The organism is Leuconostoc sp. BM2 (assembly GCF_002095565.1).
GTDB classification, from domain to species: domain Bacteria; phylum Bacillota; class Bacilli; order Lactobacillales; family Lactobacillaceae; genus Leuconostoc; species Leuconostoc falkenbergense.
Genome location: NZ_MOWQ01000038.1, coordinates 1 through 15,157, shown reverse-complemented (window position 1 = coordinate 15,157; position 15,157 = coordinate 1). Strand labels below are relative to the sequence as shown.

The window sequence follows — 15,157 nt, the reverse complement described above, 5'->3', positions numbered from 1 at the left end:
GCTGGTTCAAATCAATTGGTATCTGAATTCCCGACCACTTAAATGTCTTAACTGGCACACACCAATCGAGATCTTCTTGCTTAATCTACGTCACTAAATTCGTTCAAGTTATTTCTTGCAATCTGCCTTGATTAAATATTTAATTATTTACCCTTTAAGTGTCAACGCATTTAAGGCTACGACAATGGTTGAAAAAGACATAACAATGGCACCAATCATGGGATTGAGCATGAGGCCAATGAAAGATAAAGCACCCGCAGCTAACGGAATGGTAATAATATTATATCCTGCGCCCCACCACAAGTTTTGAACTTGTTTTGTATTGCCATGTTTTGCTAAACGAATGAATTCGATGATTTTTGGCAAATGATTAGTTATGAGAACTGTATCGGCTGAGGCTTGGGCAACTTGGGTACCAGCGCCAATGGCGACACTTAAGTCAGCGTGCGCTAGTGCTGGTGCATCATTAATACCATCCCCAATCATCATGACAGCGCCACGCTTTTGGTATTCAGCCACTAAGGCAATCTTTTCTTGGGGAGACACGCCAGCATGAATGGCTTCGATACCTAATTCATGGGCAACACGTTTTGCCGATTTTTCATTATCACCCGTTACAAGAACCGGAATAATGTGTTGCGCATGCAAATCGTCAATAAACTGACGCGCTGATTCTTTAACGCTGTCACCTTGTGCAATGGCTGCTATCACCTTATCATGGTTAAGCAAATATGAAACAGAACCGTCTGCGTTTAGCGGTTCAAAGGCAATATGATGTTCAGTTAAGTATCGTGCGGACACCAATAGGTAGTGATGGTCTTCGACCATACCTGAAACACCATAACCGGCTATATTCTCAACATGTTGTGCTGACAGTGATGGTGCGCCTTGAGATTGCGCATAATTAATAATTGATTGTGCCAGCGGATGTGTTGATTGTTGATCGAGTGCACTCATAATTGCTAAAACGTGAGATTTCTCTTCTTGATAGGTTACGAACTGTTGCACAGTGAACTGTCCGGTTGTTAATGTACCGGTTTTGTCCATCAAGGCATATTGGAGTTGATTAGCTGCCGACAATGCTTTGCGATTTTTGATCAGGATGCCTTGCGCAGCAGCAATCGCTTTCGTACGGCTAATTACCAAGGGTACTGCGAGTCCAAGCGCGTGTGGGCAAGCAATTACGAGGACAGTCACAGCAATATTTGTCGCAAAACTAAATCCTCGTAATGGCGTCCAAATGATCAATGCACCAATTGCGAAAACGAGTGCTATCCAGAATAGCCAAGAGGCGACACGGTCAGCTAGTGTTTCGACTTGTGATTTTTTATCTTGTGATGTGAGTAAAGTTTGTTGTAATTGACCAATAAATGATTGTGCACCTACTGTGGTGAGTTTAACGTCTAATGTGCCGTTACCATTTATAGTACCACCATAGACAATAGCATCGGCTGATTTATCAATCAGTTGACTTTCACCGGTCATCAGAGATTCATCTACTTGACTGTTACCATTTGTCACGATACCGTCGGCTGGAAAAGATTCACCTGCCAAAACGCGTACCACCATATCTGTTTTGAGTGTGGTAATTGGCATATCCATTATATGATCACCGTGTTTAACGTGGGCAACTTGGGGTAAAAGTTCACGAAGTTTGGCGGTGGCATCACCGGCTCTCATTGTTGCTGACATCTCAATTCGATGACCAAGCAGCATGATTACGGTAAGCGTTGCAAATTCCCAAAAGAAATCCATTACGTGATGATGGAAGACTTGTGTGGCAATTAAGGCATAGATAGAATACCAAAATGTGACATTTAATCCCATTGTGATAAGACTCATCATTGCTGGTTTTTTGGCATGCAACTCGTGACGCGCACCTACCCAGAACGGCTGTGAGCCAATAACGTACAACATGGCGGCCAATAAGGCAGAGACCCAACTGTTGCCTGGGAAAATGATGGTAAAAGGTAGATTGACACCCATAAATGGCGAGATAAAGAGAATCGGAATCATTAAGATGAATGATATCCAAAAGCGTCTTTTCATATCATTCATGTCCATGCCCGCCATGCCCATATCAGCACCGTGGTGATGCATTGGCATGGCTGACATATCCATCTCAGAATTGGTCATCATTGACATATTGTGGTCATGATCCATGTGGTGTTCATGTGTCATTTGTGACATGGTGTGATTATTTTTTTTCTCTGTCATATTGGCAGGCCTCCCAATCTTTTGGAATACAGTTACAAGCTATTGTTGCCGGAGCTGTTTTTGATTTTTGTACCAATAAAGCTTGTAAGTGGCTAATGTCTGTTTGAGATAGCGGAGTCTCCGCTAAGGCGTTGACTAACGCATCACCAACACACATGGCACACATGTCGTGCAATGTCGTAGATAAGGGTCAACCATTGCTACTTTTTCCGTAATGGTTGCAGTATATATACGGTCTCTGGCAGCGCCATTGTGGCTAATAATGCCCTTTTTGATTAGACGTGTAATCAAAGTTTTAACAGTGGACGGTTGCCAATCTGTTTCCGCGCACAGAATACGAATGATTTGGTTGCTAGTTGCCTCTCCTAGAGTCCAAATGACACGCATTATTTGCCATTCACTTGTTGATATTGTTGTGTTCATACATATAGTCTACAACTGTAAACTTAAAAATACAAGGCATTATGATGATAAAAGAGGATTGACAGATTACGGTGTACCGTGTAACATAGTACACGTAGTACATTTGGGGATGTGGGGAATGAAACTCAGTCAAATATGATAGTGGTGTGATTACTTAAAACACCAAATCTTAATCGGGAGCTCACAAATGGCGCAAATACAAAGAAACCAACCACTATACGAGCAGCTAATGTGGCGAATTAAAGCGCAAGTTGCTGCCGGCGTGTTAGTCATTGGTGAAAAATTACCATCGGTCCGTGAAATGGCATTAATTGAGGGATTAAATCCAAACACGGTAGCCAAGGCATACAAAGCACTTGAAGCGCAAAACGTTATCGAGACTGTAACTGGAAAAGGGACTTTTATTCGCAGAAATGGGGAAAATGCGGATGATGAACTTGTTGAGCAGCTCAAAAACAAGCTAATAGAAGTAACAATTGAAGCCAAACGTGTTTCAATTAGCCCGAATCAGCTTCACAGCTGGATTGATGAATTGTACGGAGAGAAACAATGACATTGATTTTGGAAAATATTTCAAAAAAAATACAACATCAGCAAGTCCTAAAAAATGTTAGCTTTGAATTAAATGAAGGCGAAATTGTTGGTCTTGTTGGTCGTAATGGTGCAGGAAAGACGACACTCTTTCGAACCATTGTCGGTGAAATGAAAGCTGATTTTGGACGGATAGGGCTTGATGATCAAGATTATGTTCGGACAACTAGTACGCATGATCAGTTATTCTATGTTGATATGCCTGAAAATTGGTTAGCATATTATACACCAAACAAAATTAAATCTATTTTGTCGCTATCTTACAAAGATTTTGATTCTGATTGGTACGACGATCGCATTCAGCAATTTAATCTGAATAGTAAAAAACGCGTGCAAACTTATTCTAAAGGCATGCGTGCACTGTTTACGATAATTGTAGGTTTCGCTAGTCGCGCTCGCTATGTTTTGTTAGATGAGCCTCTGGATGGATTGGATGTTTTAATAAGGGATCAAGTTAAGCAATTAATTATTGATCGTGTGAACAAAAATAACACGACGGTTTTGATTGCCTCACATAATTCAGTAGAGCTCGACACATTAGTTGATCGCATTTTGCTGTTAAAAGACGGTAGCATTAATATGACATTTGCTATTGAAAATAATAACAATATCAAAAAGTATCAAGTGGCTTACGATAACGACGAAATGTTAGCTTTTTTGCGTGAAAATGGCACAATTATTGCCCATGTTGGGCATATCGTAACCGTCGTCTTCAGTGACTTTGATGAGAGCATTGGGATTAAACTAGCAGGCTCAGATTTTAAGTTTATTGAAGAATTACCTATTGGTAGTGAAGACATTTTCCGTGCTAGTTTTGCAAGTGAAGACTATGCTTGGCAAAAAGAATTGGAGGGCGAATAATGTTACGCGCGATAAAAATTTATGGCAAAATGAAAGCACCTCAGTTGATATTAATTGCTTTTTTGGGTATCGCAGCGTCGGCTATTATTATTGGTACAAACTTTATTGATTCTGGCACAGCTGCTGGTGGGGATGATGCAAGTGAGCTTAGCAGTCAATTGATGATTATTTTGCAACTTGCGGCATTACTTTCCTTTTATAACGATAAAACACGTCATCTTGATGCGTGGTTAGTAACACAAAGTATGTCGCGTAGACAATTATTGTTGAGTAAAATGTTTTGGCTGATAATCGCACCGATTGCATTTGCAGTCTTCATTGATTTGTTTTTAACAATTACCATACAGCCTAGTGATTGGGCACATGCGGTACGGAGTAACATTATCAATGGGACTTTTAGTTTACTGTTTGCTAGCCTAGTTCTTGGTGTCAGTTTAGTCATAGGTCCTATCTGGCAAAAAGTTGCAGGGAGTATGTATCTCATTATTGTGTTTGAGACTATTACCCACACGTCTGCGGATCAAATGCTGTCAAAACAGTATTTTATTAATGATTTGATGACATCAGTGCTGGCTATTATCGGTATTTCATTAGTGGCATTGGCGATTAGTTATTACTTGGTTGAGCATGTTGGTGTTGATACTGAAGATGAACCGGTACGATTAAGTTATCTTAAATGGCCGGTTGTGATATTTTTTTTTGTATCAATGTTAATATTACAGCTTAATGCCGCTGGTGGGTTGCTAGATAAACTGTTGTTGCCAGTAATTTTAAGCATCACCACATTTGTTTTTGTTTTTAAACCTAAATTATCTTGGGAAAGATAATACATTCAAACTAGTTTCATAATATAGAGGGGAAATAATGGCATTATTAGAAGTAAAAAACGTTAGTAAAAAATATGGGGCACGCGCTGCAATGGATCGAGTTAGTTTTGAGGTTGAGGCCGGACATATCGTTGGATTAATTGGGCCCAATGGTGCCGGAAAGTCAACGACAATGCGTGCTATCACTGGATTAATGAGTTATTCATCAGGTACAATCTCGTTTGATGGCAAACCTGTAACGTTTAGTAATCATCAAGCACTGGATAAAATTGGTAATTTGATTGAGTATCCGTCAATCTATCCCAATTTGACCGCCTTAGAACATTTGAAGTTGTATGCAATGGATACAAAATCACCTGCAGATTTTAAAATGCTCATGCATAAAACACAAATTGATGGCGATAACTTTGGAAAACGTAAGGCCAAAAATTTTTCATTGGGGATGAAACAACGTCTTGGTATTGCGATTGCATTGATTAGAAACCCAAAGCTGGTCATTTTAGATGAGCCAATGAACGGATTAGATCCACAATCAGTTCATGATTTGCGTGAATTAATTCGCGCTTTGGCAGACGAAGGAACAGCATTTTTGATATCAAGTCATTTGTTAGATGAACTGCAAAAATTGGTTGACGATGTTGTGATTATTAATCATGGCAAAATTATTGAAAAAGATACAATGTCTAATTTCTTTAGTCATGATAAAGTGCGTTGGACAGTTGATACTAATGACAATGAGGCAGCGTTGATGGTTGTTCAAGAACATCATTGGCAGGCAAATATTGATGATGGGCACTTGCAAATTACTGGGGCGGAAAGTTTGCAAGAAGTTATCACAGTGATTAACCAAGCTAATCTTGAAATTATTGCACTTAATACAGTCACAGGTAATTTAGAAAAGTCGTTGTTGGATATGCTGGCAGCAGACGATAAGGGGGAATAAGTCGTGTTAACATTGATGAAACAAGAGTATTATAAAGCTTTTAAGCAAAACAAATTATATGTTTGGTTAATTTTGAGTTTGATTTTTCCGATAGCTATTATTGGTATTTTTAAATCACAAAGAACCCCATCAGCCGTGATTAATTTGGGACAAGCATTGCTGTATGTACAAATGGCCGGCATCATTATAACTGCTTTGTCGGTATCGCAAGAATTTGGTTTTGGAACCATTCGCCCATTGTTATCACGTCGTTTTAGTCGTGGTAGCGTGTTTGTTAGTAAATTGTTGCTAAATCTCAGTGTTTATATTGGTCTGTTTGTCACGGCATTTATTGGTACTGTTCTAGCGGTTGCTTTGTTTATACCAAAGTATGATTTCAGTCAGTCCCTTGGGTATACAGGGAATAGTTGGCAAACTATGGGAATCAGCATGCTTGATACTGCTATTCAAATGGTATTCGTGGCAGCACTAGTTTTGATGATTACGAATTTAGTTAAAAGTTCTGGGGCAGCAATTGGATTGGGTGTTGTGATGATTGTGGCGACACCATTATTGAGCGCTATTTCATTGGAATTAATTGGTTTAGCACCATTTTTAAAGTGGAACCCATTTAATATTTATTTAGGCATGTCTAACTTAGGCATGTTGTCACCAAGTCTTCTGAAGCAGGCGATGAATATATCACAAAATGATTTGATTATTGTGTACTTCATTTATATTATTCTGATGTATGGCATTGCATATCTAATTTTCAAAAAGCGTAGCGTGTAATGTTTCACGTGAAACCTATATCAATTATTTAAAAACCTGATAGTTTAGACAATATTATTTGTCTAAACTATCAGGTTTTTTTGATGATGGTGTCGTTAAATGAACGGTTTTGGTTGACGTTGTTGCCAAAAAATTAGCATCATGTTCGATAATTATCATCGTTGGCTGTATTTGATTGATAATGTTAGTAATTTGCTCTTGATTGAAAACATCAAGATAATTTAATGGTTCATCCCAAATATACAATTCAGCTGGTGTCATAAGTGACTTAGCCAATGCCACGCGTTTTTGTTGGCCCATACTCATTTGCTCGATTCTATTTTGAAAAACGTGACGTTCAAGGCCAAGTTTGAAAAGGTTATTGAGTAAATCTTCATAGGATAAATGATTCGCCAAGGCAAATTCAGCTAGTGTGCCATGATTATCGTCATAATGTTGTCTGACATAGCTGATGGCTAGGTTTTGGGGGCGATACATTTTCCCGGTTGCGGTACCAGCAAAATTATTTTGCAAATAGCGTACAAGAGAGGATTTGCCTGAACCATTGTTACCTTCAATTGCTAACCGTTCACCGAGATTAAGATCAAACGAAATTGGTTCAAATAGTGGTTTGTCATAGTTTAATTGTAGATTTTCTACTTTGAGCAACTGTTGGTGGGTTGTTGGGGTGAAATTTAACGTTAGTGGTGATACTGATTCAATATTTTTTAAAAGCGCCGCTTTTGCTTCGACTTTACTTTCAGATCGTTTGGCTATCGCTTTGGAACGTTTTGCCTGCTTTTTGGCAAGTCGACGTGAAGCAGAATCATTTGTTTCATTTTCACGTTCAAGGGCCCATGTAGCAACATTTTTTGATGCTTGTTTGATATGTTTAATTTCTTTTTTTAACTGAGTATTTTGCTCTTTTTCGTATGCGTCTGTTTGCTTTTTTTGGTCCTCGTATACTTGAAAGTTACCCTTTTGCAACAAAACTTTATGTTTTTCAATGGATAACGCATGGTCAACAATTTCGTCAATGAAGTTGCGGTCATGGTTGACTACAATGAAACCTTGTTTCTTTTCTCTTAAATAATTGGCAACTTGCTGGCGTGATGCTTGGTCTAAATGATTAGTCGGTTCGTCAATTAATGGAAAACTGATATCGTCGACAAATAAAAGTGATAGTAAAACTTTGGTTTGTTCACCACCAGATAAGCTCGAAAATTTGCGTCAGAGAATATCATCTGTTAATCCTAACAAGGAGAGTTCACGTGATATTTTCCAAAAATCGAAGTTTGATAGCGTCTGCAAAATATTATAAGTTAACTGCTGTGGATCTTGAATTGTCTGGGGAAAATACGCAAATTTGATGTTTTGACTAATGTCGCCAGTATAATGATAATCGCCCATCAGTAGTCGTAACAGTGTTGTTTTACCACGGCCATTACGACCAATCAAAGCCAACTTCCACTGGGCAGATAAACTTAAATTGATATCTGAAAAAAGTTGCGTACCCTGTTGATCAAATCCAAAATACAAATGTTTTATCTCAATATCGACCATAAAATTACCTCATCAAAAATATAGTCATTGATCGTCGAGATGGTAAATTTGAGGGTAACTAAAAAGACCCACCCTATGAACGGTTAAACCAAATCTCGAAAATCAACGTACTTGCTCACACGCATGGCAAGTGTCTGTGTCATTTTCGTTCATTAGTTTATTTGTTCAACAGTAAGTCCCTCATGTTTCATAAATTATTTTAATTTTATCATTGAAAATTCATAATATCAAGTATAAAAGCGACATAGTTGTTATTTTATTATTTGAATTGTCAATTATTATATGGTATGCTTAACAAACCATAAATAGAATGGAGAATTAATGACTTGTCAGAAAATATAGCCAGTCAACTTAGAAAAGGTATTTTACAAGGCTTTTTGCTCATTCTACTTGATAAAGAACCAAATTATGGTTATGGCATCATGAAAAAAATGTCGGAATATGGTTTGGGGGATGTTCCGAAAGGTACGATTTATCCCTTGCTCACCAATATGACAACAAAAGGATTGATTAAATACCAAATTCAAGCTTCTGATGGTTTGAGAACGAGAAAATATTATTACATAACCGAAGCCGGCAAAGCAGAAAAACAAGTTTTTAGTCGCGAATGGCTGGGGATTAGTCACAGTATGAATAGCATTTTGGGGGAAGAAAATGAATAGTAGTCAAAAATTGATTGAAAAGAACAATAGTTTGCGAAAAGAACTCAATCTAAAAAATGAGGTGTTTTATAGTGATTTTTTGATATACATGAGACTTGGCAGTATTACAAAAAAAGAAACTATTGTTGAAAATATATTACTTGAAATCTTAGAAGATATTCTTGATGCACAACGAGAAAATATTGATGCGAACAAGTATTTTGGTAAGTCACCGAAAATGGTAGCGGATGATATTTTAAAATCTATTCCTAATAGTATTACTGATACAGTTAAGATAGCCATGACGGGGCTGTTTAGCTTTGCAATTATGACTTTATTGCCAGTGCTGGCAAATCCTAACGCGAAGATTGATTTGGGTAATATGATTTTGGCAGGCATCTATACTTGCCTAGCAAGCATGTTAATTTTGAAGCAAATAGCGCGGTCAATCTATGTGATTAACCGTTTTATGTCGAACAAAGTGGTCAGATATGTGACTTATTTTGTTTTAGCGAGCGCCTTATTGGCACCTGTGTATTTGATTCTGTTATTTGTTAAAACACCTTTGACCTTTTCGCTAAATGGTTTTGCTGGTGTTATGGTATCTGTGTTGATTATGGCGGGCTTCATCGTTTGGTGGTTACATTCAAATAATCGCAGATTTAACTTTCCAATGTTGTTCGCAGCCTTGGTATTTGGCATACTGTCATTGATTATTAGAATACCAAATGTGCAAGGCACGGTTTTTAGGAGCCAGTTTGGTAAAAATAGTTACGCGATTATTATCATAATTGCTTTGGTGTCATTTTATGTTGTCAGTCACATCGTGCATAAAAAAAAGAGTGATTAATGATTATCTTACACATTAAAGTAGTCAAGCATTCCAAATCTCAAATTTAATGACAAAAAAATCCGCTGACCAGACAGCGGACAATCAAATTATGATTAAAAAGGGTGTTGATAGTTAACTTTAAAAGTCAGCCGTATCGGCATTGGTATGCGTGCCACCGATTCCAGTAAGTGAATCAAGTTCGGACACTTCATCATTGGTTAAGGCAAAGTCAAAAACGTCTAAATTAGCCTTAATATAGTCTTCATGCGTTGATTTTGGCAGTGGCAGAAAGCCCTTTTCCAAAGACCAACGAATGAGCACTTGTGGGACGGATTTGTGATACTTTTCTGCAATTGTCGTAACCTGTGGTAAATCTACTAAACGTCCAGTGCCCAGTGGCGAATAGGCTTCACTGACAATGTCATGTGCTTTGTCATAAGCAACAAGTTCGTCCTGTGTGTCAGAAGGGTTCAAAAAGTTTTGATTAACCATTGGTGCAATTTTTTGTGTTTTTGCCAAACTTTCGAGATGATGAATTTGAAAATTAGAAACACCGATTGCTTTGGCTTTCCCAGCTTCATAAGCAGCTTCAAAGGCACGCCATGTCTCAGCGTTGGCCGTTTCCCAAGCATTTTGACCCTGTGCTTTTATTGCTGCGGGGTTTGGCCAGTGAATCAGGTAGAGATCAACGTAGTCTAGCCCTAACTTTTGCAAGGAAAGATCTAAAGCCTTTTGAGCGGCTTCAAATGAATGTGCATCATTCCAAAGCTTAGTTGTGACAAATAGGTCTTCACGATTAATGCCAGAATCTTTGATAGCGCGACCAACTGATTCTTCATTGCCATAAGCAGCTGCCGTATCAATATGGCGATAACCAGCTTCTAATGCCCAACGAACGGCTTGATAAGCAACATCTCCGTCAGCACTTTGCCATGTACCAAAGCCAATAACGGGAATTTTAGTACCATTTGCCAGTGTGTATGTATCATTTTGAGAAGTCATATGAGTACCTCTATTTTTTTATTTGGCGAACGAAAAATTAGATTATTCGCCCAGTACATTCATTATAACATGAACACGGAACAAACGTTCGCTTAAACAGCTGGTTATTGTAACTATGATAAAATGTAAGTAATGCTTGAATTTTATCAAAAGGATAACGATATGACATTAACAAACTTCAATATTAATGATGAAACAAATTGGCAAAAAATTTATTTAAATGCCTTTCCGGCACATGAGCGGTTGCCATTCGAGACTTTACAGCAAAAGGTGAATGACAATGACCAGATTAAAATGTTAACGTTTAAAAGCAATGACCATGTTGCTGGCATCCTATTTTTGGTGACATTGGCAAATGATAAAGCATTTATTCTATATTTTGCCGTCGATACAACTATTCGCGGGAAAGGTATTGGAAGCCAAATGTTATATGCTTAAAGCAACGCTACACTGGTGGCATTGTTTTGGAATCTGAAATCGTTGGTACTAATGCGGATAATGAGCAACAGCGTTTACAACGTTATCAGTTTTATCAAAGAAATGGCGTTCTAGATTCGGGATTTGTCGCTCAAAATATGGGTGGGACTTTTCATTTGCTTAGAACAAGTGATCAAATTACAGTGGCAGATTACTTAAAAGCTATTGATATCTTAGGGCTAACGACTACAATGCAATAGACGATGACGTCTATTTTTTTTTAATGCATTCTGCGGTATGATAGAAAAATGGAAAACTGGTTGATAAAACGTGCACGACTCACGCCCAATCGCGTTGCCGTGCAGGAAAAAGGACAGCAACTGACCTTTCAAGAAGTTGCTGATCAGACAAAAAAAATTGCTGCACAATTGAATGTGGTGATTGAAACAGAACAACGGATAGCCTTAATTGCTACGAATACAATTGCAAGTTATTTAGTGATTATGGCAGTCCAACAACTTGGCAAAACGATGGTCTTTATTAATCGACGCTTGTCAGTTGACGAAATTAACTATCAGTTGGCTGATGCTGATATTTCGGTTTTAATCACAGATGAAGACTATCATCAGCAGCTAAAAGTGGATAAACAGTTAACTGTTAGTGCGTTATCCACTGAAAAATCAGCACGACTGGATTTGGTTGAAAATTTTCCTGATGATGCTGTTACCAGTATTATGTATACTTCTGGCACCACAGGTAAGCCGAAAGGTGTCATGCAAACCTTCAATAATCACTTTTTTTCAGCTATGGGGAGTGCTCTGAATTTGGGGCTAACGGCTGATGATGCTTGGTTAACAGCGGTACCTATTTTTCATATTAGTGGTTTTTCAATTTTAATGCGCGGCCTGATTTATGGTATGCGCGTTGTCCTTTTACCAAAATTTGATGCACACCAAGCCAATGAGCTATTGGTTAATCATCATATTACGACTATGTCAGTAGTGCCTGTGATGCTTAAGCAACTGTTAAAGGACTTGCCAGAAGATGTCTCTTATAATAGCGGATTTCGTACGATGCTATTAGGTGGTGGTCCCACAGATCGCGCAACTTTAAAGCGAGCACAGGCCCACCACATTCCGATTATTCAGTCTTATGGAATGACTGAAACCGCCTCTCAAGTGATTGCTTTAGACGCCGAGTACGCTGATGAAAAATTAGGATCAGTTGGTAAACCACTATTTCCGGTGAGCTTGAAAATTGCTGATCATTATGGCGTACCAGTTAAAACAGGTAACATTTGGATTAAGTCACCGACGTTGACAGTTGGTTATCTTAATCAGCCGAATAAATTGGCAGAAAAATGCCGTGATGGCTGGTTTAATACTGAAGATCTTGGCTATCTCGATGATGATGGTTTCTTATTCGTACAAGGTCGTGAAGGGGATATGATCAGTTCTGGCGGAGAAAACATTTTTCCAGATGAAGTCGAATCAGTTTATCTAAAGTTGCCAGAGATTGACAACATTGTGGTAGTCGGTGTTCCTGATGAGCAATGGGGGCAAGTACCAGTGGCTATTGTAATAGATAGCAAGCTCTCTGCTACTGATTTAAAAGCTTACGGGCGTGAAAAATTAGCACATTATAAAGTGCCAAAACGTTTTTATTTTGCAAATGACTGGCATCGGAATGCCAGTGGTAAGACGGAACGAATCAAATTCATAGCTGAAATCACACGATTGAAGGAGTTAAAATGACCCTATCACCTAAAAATACTGATGTACAATCACTGTTTAATACCATTGCGCCAGAATATGACAAGATGAATAATATTATTAGCTTGGGAACGCACAAAAATTGGCGACAAAAAGTTATGAAAAAAATGGTTTTTCCAAAAGGTGCTGAAATTATTGATTTAGCAACGGGAACGGCTGATTGGGCAATTGCCTTGGCAGAAAAGAGCGACCCCACGGCAAAAATAACAGGGCTTGATTTTAGTCGGGAAATGCTCACAGTTGGGCAACATAAAGTCGATTTGAGTGATTATGCGGATAAAATAACGCTAGTACAAGGCGATGCTATGGCACTGCCATTTGAAGATAATCACTTTGATATTGTGACCATTGGTTTTGGTCTTAGAAACTTGCCTGATCCAATTCAAGGTCTACGTGAAATGTATAGAGTGCTTAAGCCGGGTGGACAACTCGTGGTTCTTGAAACATCTCAACCGGATAATCCTATTGTTAAGCCTTTTTGGCGCTTATATTTTGGGCAAGTTATGCCTTTATTAGGGAAATATTTTGCAAATGGTAAATACTCGGCTTATAAATACTTAGATGAAACGACTGAAAACTTTATGGATTATATGACATTGGGTCAAGTGATGTTGCGATTAAAGTTTCAAAAAGTTGTTATTTCTAGATTTAATTTGGGAGCTGCGGCCGTACATTATGCTACAAAATAACCTCACTTGTGGTGGATAATGATTTAACAACGATGGTGTGGAAAGCGAGAAATAAACCATGGCTGAAATGAATGAACAACTCAAAAAACAATTTTTTGTCGATCAATTATCACAAGATCAAGAACGTGTCATTGGTGATATCAATGATTATATTGGCACTAGCGTAGCAAATAACAACCATGCTGTTGCGATTATTCAGGGGGCAGCTGGTACTGGTAAATCTGTTGTACTGATGGATCTTGTCACTAAATACATGACTGATAAACGTTATAAAACAGCCTTGGTGGTTAACCACCCTGAACTCTTCAAGGCTTATAAGGACATTGCGGAAAGTATTCCTGGTATGCGTGAACGCGATATTACGCGACCAACGCCGCTGATTAATCACGCTCAAAAAAATCATTGGCGATATGATGTCATTTTTGTTGATGAAGCGCATTTATTATTGTCCAAGCCTGAACCTTATATGCATTATAACGGCAACAATCAACTAACTGATTTAATGGATTTGGCGAAAGTTGTGGTCGTTGTTTATGACTTTGCACAAGTTTTTCAATCAAAAATGTATTGGTCAAAAGACTTCTTATACAAAACAATCGGGAATCGGCCACATAAGTTATTTGATATGAATTTTCAGTACCGCATGATTGCCAGCGAGTCACAAGTAAAATGGATGGATGATCTAACAGCTGAAAAACCATTATATCCATTTCCAAATGATAGTGACTTCGAATTCAAAGTTTTTGATAAAGCTGGGGAACTCTACGATAATATTGTCCAAAAAAATAAGTCAGTCGGGTTAAGCCGAGTTGTTGCAACGTCAGGATTTCCAAGGATTGATGGCCGTCATAACGTTGAAATGGATACATTTTCACTGCCTTGGGATGAATGGGATCCACAACGCACGCACTGGGCCAAACGTGAATACTCTATCAAGCAAGTTGGGACAATATATACCTTGCAGGGCTTTGATTTGAACTTTGTGGGGATGATTATTGGGCCATCGTTTGGCTATGATGCAAAAACAGATAGCATGACTATTTTGCCAGAGAAATATTCACACAAGGAAATATTCAAAAAACGTCAGGATAAACAGTTTACAAAGGCCGAATTTAAAGCTTTCATTGCCAACGTTTTAAATGTTTTGATGAAACGTGGCAAATATGGTTTATATTTAACGGCTTATGATGATGCTTTGCGTCAACGATTGTTAGAATTGTATCGTGACTGATGGCTATTTGACTGAACAATAAAAATTTCAATAAGAGTGTACAGAAAGCGCTAGATGACTAATATCATCAGCGTTTTTTATTGTTACTCATTTTTTGCGTTGAAAATCTCATGAAAAATCCTAAGATTAACTTTAAAATTTGTGAATACAACAACAGCATTAACAAAAGATATAGTTATTTTTCTACCAGAAGTCAAGTGTTTCAAGGTTTTTGACTTCTTTTATTTTGAAATTTTGTTAACAATTAGCACTACTTAAATAAACCGCTGTGTTCACATCGATTTTAAAAAATGTTAGGCTTATAATTGTAGAATACTAATGCTTTGATGCAGCTTTGTAATCATACAGTTGATGATTAATGACTAGATAATGCATGGTTCTCAGTAATCGCGACATGG

The 15,157-nt window shown here is 38.1% G+C and carries 14 protein-coding genes and 3 pseudogenes; 13 read left to right on the top strand and 4 right to left on the bottom strand.

Annotation, left to right across the window (positions count from 1 at the left end):
• Positions 1–97, top strand: a pseudogene (locus BMG01_RS11015) (IS30 family transposase); the annotation flags it as partial.
• A 50-nt stretch (positions 98–147) separates the two neighbouring features.
• Here the strand turns inward: BMG01_RS11015 and BMG01_RS08905 are convergent.
• Together BMG01_RS08905 and BMG01_RS08900 are read right to left on the bottom strand one after the other, a co-directional pair.
• Positions 148–2,217, bottom strand: coding sequence for a copper-translocating P-type ATPase (locus BMG01_RS08905; RefSeq protein WP_004914845.1), 2,070 nt, complete (start codon positions 2,215–2,217; stop codon positions 148–150).
• A pseudogene (locus BMG01_RS08900) lies at positions 2,198–2,640 on the bottom strand (CopY/TcrY family copper transport repressor). The gene BMG01_RS08905 and the pseudogene BMG01_RS08900 overlap by 20 nt, the downstream one beginning before the upstream one ends.
• 187 nt (positions 2,641–2,827) lie before the next feature.
• Between BMG01_RS08900 and BMG01_RS08895 the strand changes: the two are divergent.
• From BMG01_RS08895 to BMG01_RS08875, 5 genes are read left to right on the top strand one after another with little or no spacing between them, the layout of a single operon-like run.
• The gene (locus BMG01_RS08895) at positions 2,828–3,193 is read left to right on the top strand and encodes a GntR family transcriptional regulator (protein WP_036067113.1); all 366 of its coding nucleotides are present in this window, start codon (positions 2,828–2,830) and stop codon (positions 3,191–3,193) included.
• The gene (locus BMG01_RS08890) at positions 3,190–4,092 is read left to right on the top strand and encodes an ABC transporter ATP-binding protein (RefSeq protein ID WP_036068409.1); all 903 of its coding nucleotides are present in this window, start codon (positions 3,190–3,192) and stop codon (positions 4,090–4,092) included. Before BMG01_RS08895 ends, BMG01_RS08890 begins: the two co-directional genes overlap by 4 nt.
• Complete coding sequence (locus tag BMG01_RS08885) at positions 4,092–4,919, top strand: hypothetical protein (RefSeq protein ID WP_036068408.1); 828 nt, start codon at positions 4,092–4,094, stop codon at positions 4,917–4,919. The genes BMG01_RS08890 and BMG01_RS08885 overlap by 1 nt, the downstream gene beginning before the upstream one ends.
• Positions 4,920–4,956: 37 nt before the next feature.
• Positions 4,957–5,862 carry an ABC transporter ATP-binding protein gene (locus BMG01_RS08880; protein ID WP_004914850.1) on the top strand — a complete coding sequence of 302 codons (906 nt, stop codon included), beginning with the start codon at positions 4,957–4,959 and terminating at the stop codon, positions 5,860–5,862.
• A gap of 3 nt (positions 5,863–5,865) precedes the next feature.
• Positions 5,866–6,633, top strand: a complete 768-nt coding sequence (locus BMG01_RS08875) for an ABC transporter permease (RefSeq protein WP_036068407.1) — start codon at positions 5,866–5,868, stop codon at positions 6,631–6,633.
• Between the two features lie 54 nt (positions 6,634–6,687).
• Here BMG01_RS08875 and abc-f read toward each other — a convergent pair.
• A pseudogene (gene abc-f, locus BMG01_RS08870) lies at positions 6,688–8,175 on the bottom strand (ribosomal protection-like ABC-F family protein).
• A 326-nt stretch (positions 8,176–8,501) separates the two neighbouring features.
• On the opposite strand from abc-f, the gene BMG01_RS08865 reads away from it, so the two are divergent.
• A complete protein-coding gene (locus tag BMG01_RS08865) occupies positions 8,502–8,837 on the top strand; it encodes a PadR family transcriptional regulator (RefSeq protein ID WP_004914854.1) in 336 nt (111 codons plus the stop codon).
• Positions 8,830–9,666, top strand: coding sequence for a hypothetical protein (locus BMG01_RS08860; RefSeq protein ID WP_004914855.1), 837 nt, complete (start codon positions 8,830–8,832; stop codon positions 9,664–9,666). Before BMG01_RS08865 ends, BMG01_RS08860 begins: the two co-directional genes overlap by 8 nt.
• A gap of 120 nt (positions 9,667–9,786) precedes the next feature.
• Here the strand turns inward: BMG01_RS08860 and BMG01_RS08855 are convergent, their stop codons facing one another.
• A complete protein-coding gene (locus BMG01_RS08855) occupies positions 9,787–10,650 on the bottom strand; it encodes an aldo/keto reductase (RefSeq protein WP_004914856.1) in 864 nt (287 codons plus the stop codon).
• 162 nt (positions 10,651–10,812) lie between these two features.
• Between BMG01_RS08855 and BMG01_RS08850 the strand changes: the two genes are divergently transcribed.
• The 5 genes from BMG01_RS08850 (at position 10,813) to BMG01_RS08830 (ending at position 14,759) form a co-directional block, all read left to right on the top strand.
• A complete protein-coding gene (locus BMG01_RS08850) occupies positions 10,813–11,088 on the top strand; it encodes a GNAT family N-acetyltransferase (protein WP_004914857.1) in 276 nt (91 codons plus the stop codon).
• Between the two features lie 26 nt (positions 11,089–11,114).
• Positions 11,115–11,327, top strand: coding sequence for a hypothetical protein (locus BMG01_RS08845; RefSeq protein ID WP_004914858.1), 213 nt, complete (start codon positions 11,115–11,117; stop codon positions 11,325–11,327).
• A 48-nt stretch (positions 11,328–11,375) separates the two neighbouring features.
• Positions 11,376–12,821, top strand: a complete 1,446-nt coding sequence (locus BMG01_RS08840; RefSeq protein ID WP_004914859.1) for an o-succinylbenzoate--CoA ligase — start codon at positions 11,376–11,378, stop codon at positions 12,819–12,821.
• Complete coding sequence (ubiE, locus tag BMG01_RS08835; protein ID WP_004914860.1) at positions 12,818–13,528, top strand: bifunctional demethylmenaquinone methyltransferase/2-methoxy-6-polyprenyl-1,4-benzoquinol methylase UbiE; 711 nt, start codon at positions 12,818–12,820, stop codon at positions 13,526–13,528. The genes BMG01_RS08840 and ubiE overlap by 4 nt, the downstream gene beginning before the upstream one ends.
• A 67-nt stretch (positions 13,529–13,595) precedes the next feature.
• Positions 13,596–14,759, top strand: coding sequence for a DUF2075 domain-containing protein (locus BMG01_RS08830; protein WP_036067117.1), 1,164 nt, complete (start codon positions 13,596–13,598; stop codon positions 14,757–14,759).
• The last annotated feature ends 398 nt before the right edge of the window (positions 14,760–15,157 follow it).